The sequence below is a fragment of the Streptomyces sp. NPDC085524 genome, assembly GCF_044541755.1.
Classification (GTDB): Bacteria; Actinomycetota; Actinomycetes; order Streptomycetales; family Streptomycetaceae; genus Streptomyces.
This window is the reverse complement of sequence record NZ_JBITTH010000018.1, coordinates 129,715-150,527: the sequence shown is the minus strand read 5'-3', so window position 1 is coordinate 150,527 and position 20,813 is coordinate 129,715. Positions and strand designations below refer to the sequence as shown.

Here is a 20,813-nt window from a genome sequence, read left to right as displayed (position 1 = left end):
TTGCCGACCGACGGATCCGCACCCCCGCTCTGGGAGTCGCTGCACGGCAGCGTCCAGGGCGTGAACAAGACGCGCAACCAGGACCACTACGAGGTGGAGGGCCTCGGCACGGCCGGAGCCCCGCTGATCATGGCGGTGGCGGACGGCCACGGCTCGGCGGTGCACTCGCGCAGCCATCTGGGGTCCCGGTTCGCCGTGGACCTGTTCGTCCAGGAGGCACGGCTGTTCGCGTCGCTCGCCCAGCCCCGGGGCGAGGAACGGCCGCCGAGCCTGGCCTGGCTGATGCGCTACGCCGAGTACGCCTTCCCGCGCCAGCTGGTCAGCGCCTGGCGGGAGAAGGTGCTGGGCAACTGGGAGCGCAGCAGCCCGCCCGGTGAGCCGCCGGTGCCGGACGAGGAGAAGCTGCTGCTGTACGGCAGCACGTTCGTCGGCGCCGTGCTGACGCCCCGGGTCTTCGCGGCCTGGCAGCTCGGCGACGGCGAGCTGACGCTGGTCGGCGAGGACGGGCGGGTGAGCGTACCGCTCGCGCCGAAGGAGGCCGATCTGGGCGACGAGACGGAGTCGCTGTGCACCCGGAAGGCGTGGCTGCGGGTGCGGACCCACTGGGCTCCGGTGACGGCGCCCTCGCGGGCGCCCCGGCTGGTCGCGCTGTCCACGGACGGGCTGTCCAAGAGCTTCGCCTCCGACAGGGGGTTCCGGCAGTTCGTGGCCGGGCTGGACGAACGGCTGTCGGCGGAGGGCACCGAGTGCGTCCGGGCCGTGCTGCCGGAGTGGCTGGCCAAGGCCTCGCAGCACTCGGGGGACGACACCACGCTGGTGGCGGCCTGGCACGCGGGGGGAGCGTCGCCGGATCCGGTGGACCCGCCGGAACCGGCGGACCCGATGGCCGTGACGGTGGCCCTGACCGGGCCGCTGGGACCGGTGGCCCCCGTGGATCCGGTGGACCCGGCGAATGCCGTGGACCCGGTGGGTCCGGTGGAAATGGAAGACCTGCGAGACCCGTACAGGAGTGAAGAATGAGCGGCATGCTCGACAGCAGCACCCGGCTGACGGCCGACAGCGGTACGAGCGTGGAGGTCTGCGACCTGCTCGGCGCGGGCGGGCAGGGGGAGGTGTACCGGGTCCGGACCCCCGCCGGGGAGCGGGCGCTGAAGTGGTACTACCCGACGTGCGCGACACCGGCGCAGGAGGACATCGTCCGCCAGCTGGTGGACCGGGACTTCGACGACGACCGGTTCCTGTGGCCGCGGGACTTCGTGTCCGACGGGCGCGGCGGTTTCGGGTACCTCATGGACATCCGGCCGGACCGCTTCAAGGGGCTTCCCGCCCTGTTCCGCCGCCAGTTGAAGACGTCCCCGCGGGCGCTGCTCGCCGCCTGCCTCTACACCGTCGAGGCGTACCAGGCGCTGCACTCGCGCGGGATCGCCTACCGGGACATCTCCTGGGGCAACATCTTCTTCGACCCGGCCACCGGGGAGGTGCTGGTCTGCGACAACGACAACGCGGTGGTGGAGGGCGACAGCACCGGCATCTCCGGGACGATGGAGTTCATGGCGCCCGAGCTGGTGCGCGGGGACCCGGGGGTCTCCCCCGGCACCCAGAGCGACCTGCACTCCCTGTCGGTGCTGCTGTTCATGCTCCTGATGAACCACCACCCGCTCAAGGGTCGGCTGGAGTTGGCGATCCGCTGCCTGGACGAGGCTGCCGAGCGCAAGCTGTACGGGAAGCAGCCGCTGTTCGTCTTCGACCCGGTGGACCGCTCCAACGAGCCGGATCCCGTGGAGCACAGGACGGTGCTGGCCACGTGGGAGGTGGCACCGCCCTCGCTGCGCGACCTGTTCGTCAAGAACTTCACCACGGGGCTGCGCGACCCTGCGGCGCGGGTGCGCGAATCGCAGTGGCGGGACACCCTGCGGGCGGTGCTCGACGCGGTGGTGGACTGCGCCCACTGCGGCAAGCAGAACATGACCGAACCCCTGTCCGCGGTGCCGGGCAGCTGCTGGTCCTGCCGCGCCACGCTGGTGCTGCCGCCCCGGCTGGTGCTGACCACTCCCCCGCCGCGCACCGAGCACCACATCCTGCTGCACCGCACCTCGCGGGTGCAGGCGCACCACCTGGCGCCGGAGCCGGCCCGGCACGACTACGGAGACGCCACGCTGGTGGCGCAGCTGACCGAACACCCGCAGCGTCCGGGGAAGTTCGGGCTCGCCAACCGGTCCGGGAGCTCGTGGACGGGCACCCGGGCGGACGGCACCACGCAGGAGATCGCCCCGGGGCAGACCGTGCCCCTGCGCTCCGGCCTGGAGCTGGATTTCGGCGGGGCGCGGGCCGTCGTACGGTCGAAGTGAGACGGCCCGCGCCCGTCGGCGCCGCGGCGGGGGTCAGACCAGCAGGCGGGTGATCTCCTGGGCCAGGGCCAGCCCGGTGTGTGGCGCACGTCGGGGCCGACCTGCTGTCCGACCGGCTGCGCCGGCGGCACCATCAACCAGCCCGGGCAGGGACCGCAGCAGGGCGGCCAGGGGTACGGCTCCGCCCCGCGGCCGATGGGCTGCCAGACCATCTCCTTGATCTTCTGGCCGCTGCCGACGAACGGGTTGGTGCGCTCGGCGCGCGCCGTGTACGGGACCACGTTGGCCCGTTTCGGCTCCAGCAGCCGGTGCTCCACCTCGGGGCCGGTGCCGGGGCGAGGTCCACCGGCCGGTCGGTGCCGTGCGCGACGGCGAGGGCGGCCGCCGCGGCGGCCGCCCGGGCCAGTCCGGTGGTGCCGCTGCCCAGCCCGTAGAGCCCGGCCGGTCCCGGGCGCCTACGCGGTCGCCGCGGCTGCCGCCTTGGCGATGAGTACGTCGAGGAGGGAGAGCAGGGCCGCGCGGACGTCCGTGCGGGAGCGGGCGTCCAGCATGAGGACGGGGGTGCTCGGGTCACGCATGTGCAGGGCTGCCGCGATCTCCTCGGCGGTGTACGGCTGTTCGCCGTGGAAGCAGTTCGCGCCGACCACGAACGGCAGTCCGCGGCTCTCGAAGAAGTCGACGGCCGGGAAACTGCGGTCGAGGCGGCGGGTGTCGACCAGCACGATCGCCCCGAGCGCCCCGGCGAGCAGGTCGTCCCACATGAACCAGAAGCGTTCCTGGCCGGGTGTGCCGAAGAGGTACAGGACGACTCCGGCGTCGGTGAGGGTGATCCGGCCGAAGTCCATGGCGACGGTGGTGACCGCTTTGGACTCGATCCCGTCGAGGTCGTCGACTCCGACGCCCGCGGCCGTCAGCCGTTCCTCCGTGCGCAGCGGCTCGATCTCGGAGATCGTCTCCACCAAGGTGGTCTTGCCGACTCCGAAACCACCGGCGATCAGGATCTTGACGGGGGCGGAATCCCGGGGGGCGGGAATGTCATATCCGGGCAAGGCTGTCCCTGATTCTCATGAGCAGGTCGACGTCGGTGGTCTCGGTCGCCGCCAGGGGCGGCCGGTGGTGGATCAGCCCGCGGTCGGCGAGTTCGCCGAGGAGCAGCGTCATCGGGGTGAGGCGCATGTGCATCCGTGCCGCGATCTCCGCGACTGCGAGACCGGCCGGCGCCGCGCACATGACGAGGATCTCCTGCCATTCGCTGGGCAGTCCGGCCTGGGCGGCCGCGGCCGCCGCCGCCGTGACCGTCGTGTCCATGGTGAGGACGGTGTGCGCGGCGGCCGTACGTCCGTCGGTGAGGGCGTACAGCCGCGTCCGGCGGCGGCTCGCGGGCTGGGGCTCGTCCTGCGGCATTACGCGGTCGGCACCTGGCCGCGCTCGGGGGTGCCCAGCCATTCGCCGAGCGCCTGCGCGGTCCGCACGGCCTCGCCGCCGAGCTCTCCGAGGCGCGCCTTGCGGTTGGTCACGACGATGAGCGTGCTGCCGTCGCCGCATCCCACGATGCAGAGGTAGCGGTCGTCCATCTCGACCAGTTGGCGGATGACGCGGCCCCCGTCGATCTCCCGGGATATCGCCTTCATCGTGGCCGCGACGCCGGAGGCGGCGGCCGCCATGCGCTCGGCCTGGGGCTCGTCCAGCATGTAGGCGCTGAGCTTGATGCCGTCGTTCGACAGGAGCACCGCTCCCTGGATGCCGGCGATCCTGTTCAGGTTGTTGTCCAGCACGCTGTAGATCGCGTCGTTGGATGTCGCAGTGTTCGGTGAGGTAGTCATGGCCGATCCCGTCGGAGCTCTTCTTCCACTGTCTGGGTCCCGTGTTCGTAGTCCGCCCAGGCGTCGGCCACCTCTTCGGGTGTCGCCGCGTCCTGCCGGACGGGGGTTTCCGCGGCGCGGGGCTCGCGAAGCTGCTCTGCGATGTGGGTCTGCGGCACGCGCTCGGGGAGGGCGGGCCGGGCCCCGGGCACGGTCACCGGCGCGGGCGCAGGCGCGGCTGCGGGCGCAGGTACGGGCGCGGGTGCCTGCACCTTCGTGGTGCGGCTCGGCAGCCCGGCGGCCGTGCGCACGACGGGCTCGGACCGCCGTTCGCCGGACAGGCGGGGCGCCGGGGCGGCGGCGGCCGGCTCGGGGGCCGCGGGGGCGGGCGCGGGCACGGGCTCGGGCGCGGGTGCCGGCTTGGGCGCGGGCTCGCGCCGTGGTTCCGCCGCGGCGCCGGCCACCAGCAGTTCCGCGGGGAAGATCACCACGGCGGAGGTGCCGCCGTACACCGAGCGGCGCAGGGTGACGTTCGCCTGGAGCTGGTCGGCGAGGTGACCGACCACGAAGAGGCCGAGCCGGTGCGCGTTCTGCGCCAGGACGGAGTACGGCGGGGCCTGGTGCAGGCGGCCGTTCATCTCCTCGTACCGCTCGGGGGTCACCCGCGGCCCGCGGTCCTCGATCTCGACCGACAGGCCGTCCGTGACGAGTTCCGCGCGGATGACCACCTTGGACCGCGGCGGGGAGAAGCGGGTGGCGTTGTCGAGCAGCTCCGCGAGCAGGTGGCTGACCTGGCTGATGGCGCCGGGCTCCACGCTGGTCTCGTCCAGGGCCTGCCGCTCGATGCGGCGGAAGTCCTCGACCTCCGCGGCGGCTTCGCGCAGCACGTCCGCGATGCGCATGGGCTCGGTGTGCGGGTCGGGGACCTCGCCGCCCGCCAGGATGAGGAGGTTCTCGATCTGCCGCCGCATGCCGACCGTCAGCTGGTCGGAGCGCATCAGCTGGGCGAGCAGGGCTTCGTCGTGGCCGAAGGTGTCCTGCAGGTCCTCGGTGAGGCTCAGCTGGCGGCTGACCAGGTTCCCGGTGCGCGAGGCGATGCCCGTGGCGAACAGGCCGAACCCGTGACGCTCGTCGGCGAGCCTGCGGTGTCCGTCGACGGACACGGCGACGGCGCGGGCGAAGGCGTCGCTGATGCGGCCGACCTCGTCCCCGTCGCCGCGCACCGTCGGCAGGACGGCGTTGTCGACGGACTGGCCGCGCTGGAGCCGGGCGACGACGTCCGGGAGGGTCTCCTCGGCGACGGTCACCGTGCGTTCGTGCAGGTCGTGCAGGCGGCGCAGGACCGATCGCGTGGTGAACACGACGACGACCACGACGATCAGCAGCCCGCCGGAGCTCCCCCCGATGAGCCAGGCGACCTCGGTGTCCAGTTCCGCGGCCTTGGCCTCGCCGCGCGTGAGCACCTTCCTCGCGCGGTCGACGTTGAGCGAGGCCATCTGTACGGAGAAGTTCTCGTGCGCGGAGCGCCAGAGGGCGGTTTCGGCGGGCAGCTTGATGCCGGAGTTGGTGTCCGTGTGCTCGGAGACGACCGCGTTCTCGATGCGGATCTTCGTCTTCCAGTCCGAGGAGGCGGTGATCCGGTCGTAGAACCGCTTGTCGACCTCGGGGAGGTAGGGCACGACCCAGGCCTCGTACAGGTGCCGGTGGGCTCCCATGGCGTTGACGAACTGGTCGAACGCGGCGGAGTCCAGTTGCCTGGACGGCCCGGCGAGGGACAGGATCGTGTCCTCGCGCGCCACCATCTCGGTCGCGGTGAGCATGGCCACCACGGGCCGGCTCTCCTTGACGATCTCGGCGTCGTCCGCGTGGCTGAACTCGCGCTGGTACGCCTGGATGACCGAGCCGATCACCCCTGTGTAGTACGAGAGCGGGCCGTCGGGTGAGCCGGTACGGGCGTCCGCGCGCTGGCGGAACGCGGCCAGCCCGTCGAGCTTCTGCTCCACTTCGTCGAAGGAGGCGTTCGTACCGGACGCCACCCGGCGGAACTCGGCCGCGCCCCGGTCCGTGGCCTCCCGCCGGATCCGCAGCTCGTCCTCGGCCCCGGCGGTGCCCGCCCACACGGAGGCGGTCATCGTCCGCTCGGCCTGCATGTCGACCATGAGCGTGTACAGCGGTGCGCCGACCCGCTCGGCGGCCGCGACGTCGGCCCGCAGGTGCTCCGCCTGCGACAGCAACCGTCCCGCGGTCACCGCGACTTGGGTGCCCATCGCCACGGTCGGGACCACGGCCAGCCAGATGAGCAGGGTGCGCAGGCGCACCCTGCGGCGTCGGCGGGCCGTCGACTGCCCGCGTACGCCTTCGGGTTCTATGACAGACATCGGACCTCGGGAACGGGGCGGCAGGGGCAGCCTGACAGCCGGACCGGAATCAACCACTCCGACTGTGGCGGGATGTGAGGGTGCCGATCATAACCAGCCACCACGAGGAAACAGATAGGTGTCTTCCGAGGCCAAAGCGTGCTATCGGCGGCGGATCACCGCCGCCGGGAGACCTGATCGGAACCCAACCGCGACGTCCCCGACACCAAGACGGGCCCCGGAGACCGCCATCTGGTCACCGGGGCTGCTCAGATCCGGAATATCAGCCCAAAAACCGCCGACTGTCGGTCTGTCAGCCGACCGGTCCTTCAGCAGGCCGGCCCGTCAGCGGGTCAGCCGGTCAGGACCTGCCCCACCAGGAGCGCCCCTGGCCCCTGCGGATATCGGTCACCTTCGCCAGGCCGCCGGTGTCCGACGGTCCGCTGTGCGGCTGCAGGTCCTTCAGCCGGGCCCGCCACGGCCCGTCCGCCATCTCCAGCTGAACGATGACCGGGCCCTCGGGCAGGGGCACGGTCTCCCGCCGCTTGCCGATCTCGTTGACGGCGTTGTCGTCCGTCGGGAGTTCGGTGGGGTCGTCGTGGTCCGCCAGCTCGTAGAGGTTGACGATGAGGTTGTCGTCGCCGCGGTAGTGCAGGTGGAGGTCCGCCGTTCCGCCGGTGTGCAACAGGACGTCGGGGCCGCCGCCCTCCAGCTCCTGCTCCGTCAGCAGGGTCGCCGCGGCCAGCGGCAGCACCCGGAGCTGCCAGCGCCCTTCGGCCTTCAGCTGGAGCCGCAGCCGCCCGTTCCCCGGGACCAGGGTGAGCACCCGGCCCCGGAAGTTGTCCTCGCAGCTGTTGACGAGGCTGTCGCCCTCCTTGTTGAACCGGGTGAGGGGCCACAGGCCCGTGTACCCGTCGCCGCGGACGGCGAGTTCGACGATGACCGGCCCGGGCGGCAGGCCGTTCACCGTGATCACGTCGTTGTCCCGGCCGCTCTGGACGTACGGCTCGAAGCCGGCCCCGAACACCCACTGCGGAACCGGCGCTGCCCCTGCCACGGGCGCGGGCACCGGGACGGGGGCGGGCGCCGGGGGCGGCGCCGGGGCCCGGAACGAGCCCTGCGCGGGGACCGGGGCCCGGAACGGGGCCGGGGCAGGAGCCGAGGGCGGGGCCTGGAACGAAACCGGAGTCTGAGCCGGGTGCGGAGCCTGGACGGGGGCCGGGACCTGGAAGGGGACCGGAGCCTGAGCCGGAACCGGAACCGGAACCGGAGCCGGAACCGGAGCGGGGGCCGGAGCCGGAACCGGAGCGGGGGCCGGAACCGGAACCGGGGCCGCTTCCGCCACGTCCACGCCGTGGTCCGTCACCAGGCCCACGAGGCCGTTCACGTACCCCTGGCCCACCGCACGGAACTTCCAGCCGCCCGCCCGCCGGTACAGCTCCGCGAGCACCATCGCCGTCTCGCCGCCGGCTTCGGCCACTTCGTACCGTGCGACCGACGCACCGTCCGGCGCGAACGCCTCCACGGACAGCCCGTGCACGTCCCGCATCGCCCCGCGCTCCGTCGACCCGACGACGAGGACGCGGACGATCTCCTCCTCGACCCCCGCCAGGGCGGCCTCCAGCCACGCCGTGCCGTTCTCGTCCCCGAGCAGCCGTACGGCGCCCGACGGATGGACCGGCGCACCGTGGAACACGATGTCCCCGTCCCCCCTGACCCTGCCCTGCTCCGTCACCAGCAGCGCCACCGCGTCGAGCCCGCTCCGCACCGCGATCCGAAGCGGCGCAGTCGGCACGAAGGCGTTGTCCCCCTTGATCATGCCCTCTCCCCTGATTCGATCTCCCGATGACCGTACCCGGAGTTCACCGCATCCGGCCGAAATCATCGCTTGCGTACCACGGGTAACAGGCTTTAGCGTCACGGGACTTGAGGAACGGGAGGAACCGTGGAGAGCGACCGCACGCCAGAGGACGACACCCGGACCGAGCCGGAGATCAAGAAGGTGGCCGTCCGCGACGAGGGCAGGAAGCGCGACCGGCTCACCATCGACAAGCGGCCTGCGACCTGACCGGGTGCGAGCCGGCGCCCGGCACTGCTCTGCGGATGCCGGGCACCGGTTCCCCGTGCCGGGCTGCCGCCCGGCCGGTCCGCCGGGCGGGGAGGACCGCATGCGCATTCACCTGGTGACCATGCCCTGGCAGCCGCTCGACCTGCCCTCCCTCCAGATCGGCCTGCTGCACGCCCTGTTGACCCGCACGCGGCCCTCCGACGTGGTCCGCGAGTACCACGGCTCGCTGCGCTGGGCGGAGTTCCTGCTGGAGCGGACGGACGGGCTGCTGCGCCCGGCCGACCATGCCGAGGTGGGCAGCGACTCCATCTTCGACGGGCTCGGCGACTGGGTCTTCTCGGGCGTGCTCTACGGGGACCCCGGCTGGGGCGCCGCACGGCTCGACGCGTACGCGGAGCAGCGCGGGATCCCGGTGGACACGGCGCATGCCATGCGGGTGCACGCGGCGGAGTTCGTCTCCCTCAGCGCCTCCGAGATCCTCGCGCAGGACCCGGACGTCGTCGGGTTCACCAGCACGTTCATGCAGAACGTGGCTTCGCTCGCACTCGCCGCCGAGCTCAAGCTCCGCCGCCCCGGCCTCACCGTGGTCTTCGGCGGCAGCAACTGCGACGGGCCGATGGGCCACGCCCTGCACCGCAACCATCCCTTCGTCGACCACGTGGTGCGCGGCGAGGGGGAGTACGCGTTCCCCGCCCTGCTGGCCCATCTGGACGCCGGGACCCCGCCGGCCGACGTACCGGGCCTGTGCTGGTGGGAAGGCGGCACCTCGCGGGCCAACGAGGAGACCCGCCGGGTGGTGGCGCCGCGGGACATGGCCTCGCCCGACTACGACATCTGGCAGGCGGAGCTGGACGCCTCCCCGGTGGCCGAGTACGTCCGTCCGAAGCTGGTCGTGGAAGGTGCGCGCGGCTGCTGGTGGGGCGAGAAGCACCACTGCACGTTCTGCGGCCTCAACGGCTCGGCGATGGCCTTCCGCGCCAAGCCCGGCGAGCAGTTGTGGGCCGAGGTCGACCGGCTCGTCCGGCGGCACCGGATCCTCGACGTCGTCACCGTCGACAACATCATCGACATGTCGTACTTCACGGACTTCCTGCCGCTCGCCGCCGACAGCGGCTGGGACCTGCTGATGCACTACGAGGTCAAGTCCAACCTGACCACGGACCAGTTGGCGCTCCTGGCCCGCTCGGGCGCGGTGCACATCCAGCCGGGCATCGAGAGCCTCAACAACCGTGTCCTCGACCTCATGGACAAGGGCGTCACCGGCTCGCGCAACGTACGCACGCTCCGGGACTGCGCCGACCTGTCGCTCACCTGCACGTGGAACTACCTGTACGGGTTCCCGGGCGAGACCGCGGAGGACTACGACCCGGTCGTCGACCAGATCCCCGCGCTCGTCCATCTGCAGCCGCCGGGCGGTGCGTTCCGCATCCAGCTGGAGCGGTTCAGCCCGCACTTCGCCGATCCGGCCCTCGGGTTCGCCGAGCGGACGCCCGCGGCCATGTACGGCCATGTGTACGACCTCCCCGAGGCGGAACTGACCGATCTCGTCTACCTCTTCGACACCCCGCCCCGCGGGATCGGCGGGCGGACCGAGGAGCGGCTGGCCCGTGCCGTCGCCGACTGGCGTGCCGGGCACGCCGGTTCGACACTGCTGATGGAATCCGGCGCGGACGGCTCGCTGCTGGTCCACGACCGGCGGCGCGGCTGGCCGGCCCGGACGCACCGGCTGGACGGATGGGAGGCCGCCGCGTTCCGGCACCTGGGGCACGGCCGCTCCGGGCCCGCCCTGCACCGGCTCCTCACCGAGGAAGGGCATGCGGTCGCGGCCGGGCGGCTCACGGAGTGGCTCGGCGCGTGCGTGTCCCTGGGGCTGCTGTTCTCCGACGGGCGGTCGTACGTGTCGCTGCCCATGCGGAACGCTCCGGTCGGCACCGTCACCGGCGACGCCGGGGCCGACACCGAGGCGGTGGCCCGGTGACCGGCGGACAGGTCGGACAGATAGTGGTGGACGAGCCGCTGCCGCTGGGCGCGGGCGGACGCGGCGCGGCGGAGGCCGTGCGCTTCCTGCGCGACTGCCAGAGCCGGGCGGTCGCGGTGCGGTGGGTCCCGGACCGCGACGCCCTGCCCTTCGACACCGGGCTGCTGCACCACCTCCCGCCACCGGTCTCGTGGGGCGGGTCCGGCAGCTCCGGCGAGCCGGCCGCATGGCGGTCCCGGTACGCGTACGGGTTGCTCTACCACCGCCGCGGGCCGGATTTCGTGACGGTCATGGACCGCAGGGACCCGGCGGCCTCGGCCCGGTTCACGCTCGAGCGGCCCGCCCTGCTCGCCGCCTTCCTCGCCGTGCAGGAGCCCACGGCCCTGGACGCCCTCGACGCCGCGCACCGCGCGGCCGTGTCCCTGCTCGCGGACGAACGGCTCGTCCTCGTCACGCAGGGGTGGGCGGTGGCACTGCCGCCGCGGCTGCGCCGCTGGCCCGTCCCCTGCACGAGCGTCTGAGCCGTGACCTCGTCGCCGACCCGACCCCCGCCGACGGCCGCCGACGGCCGCGGCACGCCGTGGGGTGCGCTGCGCCGGCACCGCCCGTTCCTGCTGCTCTGCGGCGAGCAGGCGGCCAGTTCCGTCGGGCGGCAGATCACGGCGCTGGCACTGGCGCTGCTGGCCGTGACGCGGCTGGACGCGGGCCCGTTGGGGGCGTCGGCGCTGCTGGCCCTGACCTACCTCCCCGGCGCCGTGCTCAGCCCGCTGGCCGGTGTGCTCGCCGACCGGGCGCGGCTGCGCACCCTGGCCGTCACCCTCACCTCGCTGCAGGTGGTGGTCGTCGGTTCGGTCCCGCTCGCCGGTGCGCTCGGGAGCCTCCGGCTGCCGCACCTGTACGCGGTGGCCGCCGTGTCGGGTGCGCTGACCTGGACCCTCTCGGTGGCGCTGCAGGCGGCGCTGCCCCGGGTGGTCCGGCCGGAGCAGCTGCTGACGGGCAACTCGGCCCTGACCGGCGCCCGTACGGCGGGCCAGATCGGCGGCCCCGCCCTGGGCGGCGTCCTCGTGGGTCTGGCCGGGGCGTCCCCCGCCCTGCTGGCGGGCAGTGCCGCCTACGCCGTCGAGGCCGTGCTGCTGTTCGCCCTGCCCGCGTCGCTGAACCGGCCGGCCGTGCCCACCGGGGACCGGCGGCCCCGGCTCGCCGCGCTCCGTGAGGGGTTCGCGGTGGTCCGGGCGGAACCGGTGCTGCGCCGGCAGGTGCTCGCGGGCGCCGGGTTCAACCTCGGCAGCGGGGGCGCGGACGCGCTCTTCGTGGTGTACGCGAGCCGGGAGCTCTCCCTCCCGGCATGGCAGTTGGGGCTCGTCTACGCCGCGTTCAGCGTGGCCACCGTCGCCGGGGTCCTGCTCGCGGGCCGGTTCGGGACGTCCGTGGAGCTGTACCGGGCGACACGGGTGTGCGCGGTGGTGGCGGCCCTCGCGATCTTCCTCGTCCCGGCGGCGTCGCTGGGTCCCGCCTTCCCGGCGCTGCTCGCCTACCAGCTGCTCTTCGGCGTCACGGCGACGGTCTGGGCCATCTCCATGACGACCACCCAGCAGCTGATCGCCCCGCAGCACCTCCAGGGCCGCGTGGCCGGCTTCGCCCAGGCGGCGCTCCTGACCACCGTCCCGGTCGGCGCCCTGTCCGCGGGCGCGCTGGCGGGCCGGCTGGGGAACGTCCCCGTGCTGACGGGCGCCGCGGCGACGGCCCTCCTGGCCGCGGCCTGCTTCTGGCTGCCGCACCGCGCCGGCACGTCCGTACGACCGCCCGCCCCGTGACCTGCTCCGTCCGGGCAGGCCCTACCCGGCGCCGGTGGCCGGCCGGCCGGTCAGCGATCCCCGGGGCTCGCCCCGTACGAGCTTCCCGGCGGCGCTCAGGAGCCGCGCCGGGACCTCCGGCCGCTGCTCTGCGCGCTGCGCGAGGTGGTGGCGCAGGGCGGGGTCCGGGGCGCACCGGTAGCGCTCGAGGTAGTAGGCGATCTGGTCGGACCAGACCCAGAGGCCGTCGGTACGGAAGCCGGCGGGCACCACCCTGCTCCGGGCGGGATCGAGGCGGTCCGGTTCCGGGACCAGTCCGTGCAGGGCGACGGGGGCCTGCCTGAGGGCCGTGAGCAGGGCGGCGCATTCCTCGGCGGAGGTCACGTGCGCGCGGTCGGGCGCGATGACGGGGGCTCCGTCGGGCCCGCGGTGGTCGAAGACCCGCGCGAGGTGCAGCGCGGTGGCCGGGGACGTCCCGACGTCCGGCGGCCGTGGGGCGTCCGCCTCGGCGAGCGGGTCGGTCAGCGTGGGGGTACGGCCGCGGGGGGCCTCCAGCTGCCGGAGCCGTTCGCCGACGGCCGCGGCGTCCGGCGGCCGGGCCTCGCGGTCCTTGGCCAGCAGGTCGAGGATGAGCCGTTCCAGGCCGGCGGGCAGGTCGGGGCGGAGCTGCGTCGGCGGGGGCACGGGGTCGTGGAGGTGGCGGCCAAGGACGGAGTGGACTTCTCCGGTTCCGAACGGCGGTGCCCCGGTGGCCAGTTCGTACAGGAGGCAGCCGAGCGAGTAGAGGTCGGTGCGGGGGTCGACCGCCGCGCCCTGGATCTGTTCCGGGGAGGCGTAGGGCGGGCTGCCGAGGAAGTGGCCGCTCACCGTCAGCTTGGTCAGGCCCCGGCGGCCCGGCGCGGTACCGGGCAGCATCGCGGCGATGCCGAAGTCCACGACCTTGACGGTTCCGGTCCGGGTCAGGATCACGTTCGACGGCTTGAGGTCCCGGTGGACGATGTTCTTCGCGTGCGCGGAGTGCAGCGCGGCGCAGATCTGGCGCGCCCAGCCGAGTACGTCGGTCAGCGGCGGCGGTGACCCGCCGCGGACCAGGGTGTCCAGCGAGCTGCCCTCGACCAGCTCCATGACCACGTGGTAGCAGGGGTCCTTCCTGAAGTCGTAGACCGTGACGATGTGCGGGTCCCCGGCCAGCCGTGCGGTGAAACTGGCCTCGCGCTCGAACCGGGTCCGGAAGTGCGCGTCCTGCGCCGCGGAGGGGTGGATCAGCTTGAGGGCGACGTCCCGGTCGAGCAGTTCGTCGTGGGCGCGCCACACCTCACCCATCCCGCCCGCCCCCAGCAGCACGCGCAGCCGGTAGCGCCCGCCGAGCAGCCGGCCCTCCGTGGCGCCGGCCATGGGGCTCACCCGCCGTCTCCGCCGGCCGCGCCCGTCAGACCGAATCCGGCGCTCGCGAGCAGCGCGGCCAGCGAGTCGGCCGTGACGGCGAAGGCGGGCTCCGTCTCCGCACGCAGGACGAGCGTGCCGACCACCTCACCGAGTCCGTTGAGCAGGGGGCCGCCGGCCGCATCGGGCGTCAGGTTCAGATCGGTCTTGAACAGCTGGAGCCGCTGCTCCGGGAAGACCTCGAACTTCTCGACGATGCCGGACGACAGGGTGTCGTCGTCCGGGGCGTGGGCCCAGACGAGGTCGCCGATGTGGACGAGCCGGGGGAAGCCCAGGCGCAGCGGCGCCGCCTGCACCGGCTCGGCCAGGAGCAGCACGGCCGTGTCGATGGCGGAGGAGTCGGCGAGGAAGACGCGGCGTACGGTCCGCTCCCCTTCGGCCAGCCGCACCGTCGTTCCCCCGGCGTCCTGCGCCGCCGTCCACCGCCGGCTGGTCAGGACGTGGCGGTCCGAGATCAGGACACCGCTGCCCTCCCGGCCGCTGCCGTCGGCCACCCGCACCAGGGCGGACCTGGCGGACGCCAGGAAGGGCCCCGGGTCGTCGGAGTCGAGCACGACCACGCGCAGCCGGTCGGCGTCTGCCAGGAGCGTCCGCCGGTAGCCCTCCACGTCTCCGGCGCCGGCGAGGCAGTGCAGCCGCCGCCGGAGGTCGTCGGGGTCGGTGAGCGGGCCGGCCAGTTCCTCCAGCGCCTGGAGCGCCCGGCCGTGGTCACCCGCGTCGTGCAGGGCGCGGAAACGCGTCAGCGGGTCGCTGTCCACCGCGGCGAGGGCCGCGAGCACGCCGTTCCAGCGCGTCAGCCGGGCCATGCCCTGCCGCATGGCGGCGAGGTGCACCCCGAGCTGGTGGGCGAGGTGCCGTCCCGCGGCTGCCCGTTCGGCGAGCACCCGCTGGGTCAGGTAGTCCCGCGCGGTGGCCGTCAGATCCTTCAACGGGGCTCGCAGGGAGAGGAGTTCGGCTTCCAGCTCGGCCGACTGCGGGCCGTACATCTCGGCGAGCATGCCCTGGGTGGCCGGGTCCAGGGCCCGGCGGGACGGCCGGTGGGCGCTCAGGCGCTCCCGGAACTCGTGGCAGAGCGGCTCGCAGTCGCCGAGTTCGGCCGCCTCCTCGACCAGCGCGCGCAGGACGCGCCTGAGTTCCTCCAGTTCGCGCTGGACGGTGTGCCGCTGCGACATCGAATCGATTTCGCCCGGTGCGAGCAGGGTCGTGTCGGTGAACTCGGCCGAGCTGCTGTTCCCCGTCACCGTGTCGCGCGCCGTGACCGTCAGGACGCAGCTCTTGTCGAAGCCGAAGGTCACTTCGATCTGCGGTACTCCGCGCGCGACCGGCGGAATGCCCGTGAGCCGCAGGACCCCCACCAGCGAACGGGGCTCGATCCGGCCGATGTAGACCTTGACCGCCACCTCCGTCTGGAGGTCCTGGGTCGTGGTGTAGGTCTTCGACTCCTTGGTCGGAATGGGCGTGTTCCGCTTGATGAGGACGGAGAAGCCCGTGGCGCCGTCGGCCTCCGCGACCGCGATCCCGAGGTCGAAGGGGGTCACGTCCTTCAGCTGGACGTCCTTCAGGTGGCCGGAGAGCACCGCCCCTTCCAGTGCGGCACCGCAGGCCACGGCCGTCCGGGCATCCGACAGGACGGTGCGGCCGACCTCGAAGACCCCTTCCACGGTCCCGCTGACCAGCGGCGAGAGCATCGGGCCGCCGACCAGGACGAGGTGGTCGGGCGGGAGACCGCGCTCCTCCATCATCCGCTCGCAGACCTCGCGCAGGGTGTTCAGCGAGTCGGCGAGCAGGGCGGCGAGGTCGTCGCGGGTCAGCTCCAGGCGCACCTCCGGCTGCCCGAGGTAGGCGTTGAGGACGTATTCGGCCTCGTGCTGGGAGGAGAGGGCGATCTTGAGGTGCTCGGCGGCCAGTTCGAGGCGCCGGCGCGCCCTGCCGGTCGCCGGGACGACGAGTCCGCGGGCGGCGAGCCGCCGCGTGAGCTCGTCGGCCACGATGCGGTCGAAGTCGTACCCGCCGTACTCGTTGTCGCCGAGGATGCTGCGGACCTGGTAGTGGTTGCCCTCGACTTCCATGGCGCTCACGTCGAGGGTGCCCGCGCCGAGGTCCACGACGGTGACCTCGCCGCTCAGCCGCCGCTGGGCGGCGGCCGCGAGGCAGGCCGCGGTCGGCTCGTGGATCAGGCGCCTGGCCTTCACGTCGGCGATCTTGCAGGCGCTCCGGGTGGCGTGCTTGGCGTTGTTGCGGAAGTACGCGGGGATGGTGAGGATCACCTGGTCCCTTTGCAGGGTGAGGTCGTGGTGCTCGGCCGCCCACTCCAGCCACTCGTCGCGGACCTGCCCGAGCTCCTCGCGGGCCAGCTCGCCGAGCCGTTCCCGTACCTGCCCGGCGAGGTGCTTCTCCACCAGCGTCCGGGCGTGCGCGATCAGCCGGGCGGCAACCTCTTCCGGGCGGTAGGAGCGGTCGAGGACGGTGTACGACATGCCGTCGCCCATCCGGCGCTTGGAGGCGCTGATGTGGCCGACCACCCAGGGGGCGAGGATCCGGTCGCCGCTCAGTCCGACGATCTCCTCGCCCGCCTCGGTCACCGTCAGGGTGGAGGCGAACTGGGAGTCCACCCCGTCCGGGCAGATCACCGGCTGTCCGCGGTGCGCGTCGTACACGGCGGCGACGCACGAGTGGGTCCCGAGGTCGAGACCCCAGACGGCGGCGAAGCGGGCGTCCGTCTCGGCGCGGGCCCGCTGCGCCCATTCGGCGGCCCGCTCCTCGAACGCCTTGCGGCCGACCGCGCCGATCGCCTCCAGGGCCCGGCCCACCCGTTCCCGCTGCAGCTCGGGGACGGCCGTGTCGTCCTGCTCGACCAGCGTCCTCAGCAGCCCGACGGCCGCCGAATCGCGTCCCCTGCGCTCCATGGCGTCGAGGCACAGCTCGACGAGTTCGGCGATGTCGCCCGTGCGGCGCAGGAACGGGGCCAGCCGCGGGTCCTCGATCGCCTCCTCGCCCTTCCAGCGGATCAGGCAGCGGGCCGCCGCCCAGGCGTCGTCCGCCCGGCCGTAGAGGGCCACGGCCTCCTCGTGCCGTCCGTCCTGCTCGTGCAGGCGGGCCGCGCCGAGCAGGTCCCCTCCGGCCTCCCGGGCCGCGGCGCGAGCCGCCCGCCCCTCGACCGAGTCCTCGCTCTGGAGGACGCGGTCGGCGTCGCCGAACCGCTCGGCCTTCCGGAAGAGGGTGTGCGCGCGGTAGAGATCACCGGCGTCCTCGGCGTGCTTGGCCGCCTGCTCCGGTCGGCCGACCGCCTCCTCGAACCGGCTCCACTCCCTCTGCACGGCCGGGCGGTCGGCGGCGGGGGCCTGCCGCAGCAGATCGTCCAGCCGGCGCCCCTCGACCGCGACGACGGCCGCGCGTAGAACCTCCAGCTCGGCCTTCTCCGCGGCGATCCGCTCGGTCGGGACCGCGGCCCGTTCCAGTTGGCCGAGGATGTCCGAGACGAGCCCGACGGCGGCCGTCCGGTCGCCGCCTTCCACCTGGTCGTCGATGTACGGGCGACAGGCGGCGGCCAGCAGGGCCAGCCGGTCGGGGTCCTCCGCGGGGCAGGTCTCCAGCGCGGCCCGGTGGTCGCCGAGTGCCTCGTGGCAGCGGCTCACCAGATCGCGCCGGCCGGCCTGCTCGCAGTGCGCCAGCGCCTCGGCGGGCCGGCCTGCGGCGAGGAGGAGTTCACCGGCCCGCCGGTGGAAGTCCGGGGCACGCTCGGACAGGCCTTCGGTCCGGGCCAGTTCCAGTGCGGCCAGGACGTCGTCGAGGCGCTGCGAGGCCGCACAGCAGTCCAGGGCCTCGCGCTTGCGCACGGGGTTGTCCGCGAGCCGAACGGCATCGGCGCCGCGGCCGAGGAAGAGCTTCACCGGGTACAGGTCCGGCACCAGGGGATCGGCGAGGTGGTCGAAGAAGGCGCTCCACAGCGCGGCGTCCTTGGCGAGGGCGGCCCTCGCCGTGTACGCCCGCAGGGCCCCCGTCGTCGTGCCGATGTCGAGGAGGCCCGCGTCCTGGCGGCGCCGCAGCCAGGAGACGAGGGTGTCGGCGTTGTCCTGCTCACCCGCCAGCACCGCCAGCCGGCCCCCGGCCTCACGCGCCAGTGCGTGGTCCCCGGCGCGGCCCGCCGCCTCGGCGACCACCGTGAGGACGGTGCGGTCGCCGTGGACGGCGGCCTCGTGCAGCGCCGCCCTGCGGGCCGGCACCAGGGCCCCCGCATAGCCCTCGGGGGGCAGTCGGCGGCCCGGCCGCTCCAGCAGGTCGGCGGCCAGCGCCGGATCGTGGCCGAGCGCCTCCACGAGCGCCCGACCGAAGGCCTCGGCGGCCTGGTCCAGGTCTCTTCCGGTCAGCAGTGCGGGCCGGAAGCTCTGCTCCACCGCCTTCAGCGCCTTGCGCAGGCTGCGGGGTACGCCGTCCGAAGACCTGTTGAGCCACACCTGTCCTCATCCCCCTGCGATCACAAGGCCGGGCCCTGATCTCACATGCTAACGACCCGGGGGACAAAGGGAGATGGGACTGCGGGACTGTGCTGCGATCGCCCCGCGGTCCCGGCCGCTCAGCCCTCCGCGGGGGTCAGCCGCAGCGAGATGCTGTTGATGCAGTAGCGCTGGTCCGTGGGGGTCGGGTAGCCCTCGCCCTCGAAGACGTGGCCCAGGTGGGAGCCGCACTTCGCGCAGCGGACCTCGGTGCGGACCATGCCGTGGGAGGTGTCGGCGAGCAGCTCGACGGCCTCGCTGTCCTTCGGGTCGAAGAACGACGGCCAGCCGCAGTGCGACTCGAACTTCTCCGAGGAGCGGAACAGTTCGGCGCCGCAGCCGCGACAGGAGTACACGCCCTCCGTCTTGGTGTCCGTGTACTCACCGCGGAAGGCCGGCTCGGTGCCCGCGAGGCGGAGCACCTGGTACTCGGACGGGGTCAGCTCGGCCTGCCACTGCTCGTCCGTCTTCTGGACCTCGTACGACATGACGTTCCCGCTCCCTCAGCTCGACAGCCGGGCGAGGATCTGCGGTCCCAGATCCGTGACGTCGCCCGCGCCCATCGTGAGAACGAGATCGCCGGGCTTGGCCATTCCCGCGATCACGTCGGCGACGGCCTCCTTGAAGTGCTCGGCGGTGACGTCGGCCCCGGCGGCGCGGGCGGCGGCGATGATGATCTCGCTGGTCACGCCCGGGATCGGGTCCTCGCGGGCCGGGTAGATGTCCAGGACGACGGAGGCGTCGGCGAGGGAGAGGGACTGGCCCATCTCCTTGCCCAGCTCCTGGGTGCGGGAGAAGAGGTGGGGCTGGAAGACGACCAGGATCCGGGAGTCCCCGGCGGCGCCGCGGATCGCCTCCAGGTCGGCGGTCATCTCCGTCGGGTGGTGTGCGTACGAGTCGATGACCTGCACGCCGGCCGCCTCGCCCTTGAGCTGGAGGCGGCGCTTGACACCGGTGTACTTGCCGAGCGCGGAGGCCAGGTTGTGCGCCGGGATGCCGAGGGCGACGCCGGCGGCGAGGGCCGCGACGGCGTTGTGCGCGTAGTGGCGGCCGGGCACGGAGACGGTGAAGGTGAGCATCCGGCCGTCGATGACGACGGTGACCTCGCTGGTCAGACCGCGCGGGGCGATCTTGGTGATGCGTACGTCGGCCCCGGGCTCCTCGCCGTACGTGACGACGGTGAGCCCCTCGCGGCCGGCGACGCGGCGGGCGATCTCGGCGGCGCCCTCCTGGCCGTGGGCGACGACGAGGGTGCCGCCGGGCACGACCTTGCCGACGAAGGTCTCGAACGACTCGTAGATCTCGTCCATCGACGCGTAGTTCGCGTGGTGGTCGAGCTCCGCGTTGAGAATGATGGCGACCTGCGGGGTGTACTTGTGGAAGCTGCGGTCGCTCTCGTCCGCCTCGGCGACGAAGATGTCGCCCTCGCCGTGGTGGGCGTTGGAGCCGGGGGCGTCCAGGTCGCCGCCGATGGCGTACGAGGGGTCCAGGCCGAGCGCCGAGAGGGACACCGCCAGCATCGAGGTGGTGGTGGTCTTGCCGTGCGTACCGGCGACCGCGATGGGCCGCAGCCCGTCCATCAGCGCGGCGAGGGCGTCGGAGCGGTGCACGACGGGGATGCCGAGCTCGGCGGCGCGGGCCAGCTCCGGGTTGTCGGCGCGGATGGCGCTGGAGACGACCACGCAGGTGGCGTCCCCGGCGAGGTGGCCGGCGGCGTGCCCGATGTGGACCGTCGCGCCGTGGGCGCGCAGCGCCTGGGCGGTCTCGGAGTCACGGGCGTCGCTGCCGGCCACCTTGGCGCCGCGCTGGGCGAGGATCTTCGCGATGCCGGACATGCCGGCGCCGCCGATGCCGATGAAGTGGGGCCGTTCCATGGCGGTCGGCAGGCCGGGCTTCATTCAGGTCGCTCCAGGATCGATTGCTGAGTGCTGTGCTGTGTCGTGCTGTGGCGGTGGGGCGCTTCGGGCCGGGCCCGCGGACCCAAGCCTATTCGTTGTGGGCGAAGAGCTTGAGCACCGGAACGCCCACCTTGTGACGGGCCCGGGAGGCCCAGTCCCGGTGGAAGAACTCCTCCACGAAGTGCGGGGCGGTCAGGACGATCACCTCGTCGGCGCCGGTCTCCTCCACCACCGACTTCAGTTTGTCGAGCGGGTGGCGCTCGATGATCTGCCCGATGACGTTGGCGCCCTTCTTTCTCAGGGCCTCCATCGAGTACTCGAGTGCCTGTTCGGCGGGGCCGCGTGCCGCGTCGCCCTCGGGTTCGTCGCCCTCGTGAATGGCCTCGGGGAGCTCACCGAGCGCTACGTCGTCGATGGCGCGCAGCAGTCGGTCCTGGTCGCCGCGGGGTTGCATGAGGACGACGAAGGAGACCGAGTCGTCTCCGTGCAGGGTGGTGACGAAGTCCACGTCCACCGTGGTCAGGGGCTGCTCGATCATCAATACGCTCGTGAACACGGACGCCCTCTCCTTCATGGGCCGAGGCCGGCCGGCCGGCCCCCTGCGGAAACCATCCTGCCCCGCTCCCGCGCGGG

Annotated in this window: 16 protein-coding genes; 6 read left to right on the top strand and 10 right to left on the bottom strand. The window is 73.2% G+C overall.

Annotated elements, in window-relative coordinates; translation table 11 throughout:
- Positions 1-1,020 (top strand): protein phosphatase 2C domain-containing protein, encoded by a 1,020-nt coding sequence (locus ACIGFK_RS26580; RefSeq protein ID WP_376659381.1) that lies wholly within the window; start codon positions 1-3, stop codon positions 1,018-1,020.
- Complete coding sequence (locus ACIGFK_RS26575; RefSeq protein WP_376659382.1) at positions 1,017-2,348, top strand: protein kinase; 1,332 nt, start codon at positions 1,017-1,019, stop codon at positions 2,346-2,348. Before ACIGFK_RS26580 ends, ACIGFK_RS26575 begins: the two co-directional genes overlap by 4 nt.
- A 455-nt stretch (positions 2,349-2,803) precedes the next feature.
- Here ACIGFK_RS26575 and ACIGFK_RS26570 read toward each other — a convergent pair whose 3' ends face one another.
- The 5 genes from ACIGFK_RS26570 to ACIGFK_RS26550 all read right to left on the bottom strand — a co-directional run bounded on the left by ACIGFK_RS26570 (position 2,804) and on the right by ACIGFK_RS26550 (position 8,326).
- On the bottom strand, positions 2,804-3,397 hold the full coding sequence (locus tag ACIGFK_RS26570) for a GTP-binding protein (RefSeq protein WP_400053838.1): 594 nt from the start codon (positions 3,395-3,397) through the stop codon (positions 2,804-2,806).
- A complete protein-coding gene (locus tag ACIGFK_RS26565) occupies positions 3,384-3,752 on the bottom strand; it encodes a DUF742 domain-containing protein (protein ID WP_386466488.1) in 369 nt (122 codons plus the stop codon). The genes ACIGFK_RS26570 and ACIGFK_RS26565 overlap by 14 nt, the downstream gene beginning before the upstream one ends.
- Positions 3,752-4,171: a roadblock/LC7 domain-containing protein gene (locus ACIGFK_RS26560; protein ID WP_376659385.1), complete on the bottom strand. Its 420-nt coding sequence runs from the start codon at positions 4,169-4,171 to the stop codon at positions 3,752-3,754. The genes ACIGFK_RS26565 and ACIGFK_RS26560 overlap by 1 nt, the downstream gene beginning before the upstream one ends.
- Positions 4,168-6,528 (bottom strand): nitrate- and nitrite sensing domain-containing protein, encoded by a 2,361-nt coding sequence (locus tag ACIGFK_RS26555; RefSeq protein WP_386466486.1) that lies wholly within the window; start codon positions 6,526-6,528, stop codon positions 4,168-4,170. Before ACIGFK_RS26555 ends, ACIGFK_RS26560 begins: the two co-directional genes overlap by 4 nt.
- Before the next feature lie 340 nt (positions 6,529-6,868).
- The gene (locus tag ACIGFK_RS26550; RefSeq protein WP_400053836.1) at positions 6,869-8,326 is read right to left on the bottom strand and encodes a TerD family protein; all 1,458 of its coding nucleotides are present in this window, start codon (positions 8,324-8,326) and stop codon (positions 6,869-6,871) included.
- A 126-nt stretch (positions 8,327-8,452) separates the two neighbouring features.
- Here ACIGFK_RS26550 and ACIGFK_RS26545 point away from each other — a divergent pair, with 126 nt between their 5' ends.
- From ACIGFK_RS26545 to ACIGFK_RS26530, 4 genes are all read left to right on the top strand, one after another.
- On the top strand, positions 8,453-8,575 hold the full coding sequence (locus ACIGFK_RS26545; protein ID WP_400053834.1) for a hypothetical protein: 123 nt from the start codon (positions 8,453-8,455) through the stop codon (positions 8,573-8,575).
- Between the two features lie 100 nt (positions 8,576-8,675).
- Positions 8,676-10,553 carry a RiPP maturation radical SAM C-methyltransferase gene (locus tag ACIGFK_RS26540; RefSeq protein WP_400053833.1) on the top strand — a complete coding sequence of 626 codons (1,878 nt, stop codon included), beginning with the start codon at positions 8,676-8,678 and terminating at the stop codon, positions 10,551-10,553.
- Entirely contained in the window at positions 10,550-11,074 is a 525-nt protein-coding gene (locus ACIGFK_RS26535; RefSeq protein WP_400053831.1) for a DUF5825 family protein, read from the top strand. Before ACIGFK_RS26540 ends, ACIGFK_RS26535 begins: the two co-directional genes overlap by 4 nt.
- A 3-nt stretch (positions 11,075-11,077) precedes the next feature.
- Entirely contained in the window at positions 11,078-12,367 is a 1,290-nt protein-coding gene (locus tag ACIGFK_RS26530) for an MFS transporter (protein ID WP_400053829.1), read from the top strand.
- A 21-nt stretch (positions 12,368-12,388) separates the two neighbouring features.
- Here ACIGFK_RS26530 and ACIGFK_RS26525 read toward each other — a convergent pair whose 3' ends face one another.
- From ACIGFK_RS26525 to ACIGFK_RS26505, 5 genes are all read right to left on the bottom strand, one after another.
- Complete coding sequence (locus ACIGFK_RS26525) at positions 12,389-13,741, bottom strand: serine/threonine-protein kinase (protein WP_376656933.1); 1,353 nt, start codon at positions 13,739-13,741, stop codon at positions 12,389-12,391.
- Positions 13,742-13,746: 5 nt separating this feature from the next.
- Positions 13,747-18,243, bottom strand: a complete 4,497-nt coding sequence (locus ACIGFK_RS26520; protein WP_400053828.1) for an Hsp70 family protein — start codon at positions 18,241-18,243, stop codon at positions 13,747-13,749.
- Between the two features lie 119 nt (positions 18,244-18,362).
- Positions 18,363-18,770 (bottom strand): peptide-methionine (R)-S-oxide reductase MsrB, encoded by a 408-nt coding sequence (gene msrB, locus ACIGFK_RS26515; RefSeq protein ID WP_376656935.1) that lies wholly within the window; start codon positions 18,768-18,770, stop codon positions 18,363-18,365.
- A 15-nt stretch (positions 18,771-18,785) separates the two neighbouring features.
- Positions 18,786-20,180 (bottom strand): UDP-N-acetylmuramate--L-alanine ligase, encoded by a 1,395-nt coding sequence (murC, locus tag ACIGFK_RS26510; protein ID WP_400053826.1) that lies wholly within the window; start codon positions 20,178-20,180, stop codon positions 18,786-18,788.
- A gap of 88 nt (positions 20,181-20,268) precedes the next feature.
- Complete coding sequence (locus ACIGFK_RS26505) at positions 20,269-20,736, bottom strand: indole-3-glycerol phosphate synthase (RefSeq protein WP_376656937.1); 468 nt, start codon at positions 20,734-20,736, stop codon at positions 20,269-20,271.
- Positions 20,737-20,813: the final 77 nt, after the last annotated feature.

Excerpts from the sequence above, each read along its gene's own strand:
- ACIGFK_RS26565 (WP_386466488.1), bottom strand. The coding sequence starts at position 3,752 with ATGCCGCAGGACGAGCCCCAGCCCGCGAGCCGCCGCCGGACGCGGCTG.
- ACIGFK_RS26540 (WP_400053833.1), top strand. The coding sequence starts at position 8,676 with ATGCGCATTCACCTGGTGACCATGCCCTGGCAGCCGCTCGACCTGCCC.
- ACIGFK_RS26525 (WP_376656933.1), bottom strand. The coding sequence starts at position 13,741 with ATGGCCGGCGCCACGGAGGGCCGGCTGCTCGGCGGGCGCTACCGGCTG.
- ACIGFK_RS26550 (WP_400053836.1), bottom strand. The coding sequence starts at position 8,326 with ATGATCAAGGGGGACAACGCCTTCGTGCCGACTGCGCCGCTTCGGATC.
- ACIGFK_RS26560 (WP_376659385.1), bottom strand. The coding sequence starts at position 4,171 with ATGACTACCTCACCGAACACTGCGACATCCAACGACGCGATCTACAGC.
- ACIGFK_RS26575 (WP_376659382.1), top strand. The coding sequence starts at position 1,017 with ATGAGCGGCATGCTCGACAGCAGCACCCGGCTGACGGCCGACAGCGGT.
- msrB (WP_376656935.1), bottom strand. The coding sequence starts at position 18,770 with ATGTCGTACGAGGTCCAGAAGACGGACGAGCAGTGGCAGGCCGAGCTG.
- ACIGFK_RS26555 (WP_386466486.1), bottom strand. The coding sequence starts at position 6,528 with ATGTCTGTCATAGAACCCGAAGGCGTACGCGGGCAGTCGACGGCCCGC.
- murC (WP_400053826.1), bottom strand. The coding sequence starts at position 20,180 with ATGAAGCCCGGCCTGCCGACCGCCATGGAACGGCCCCACTTCATCGGC.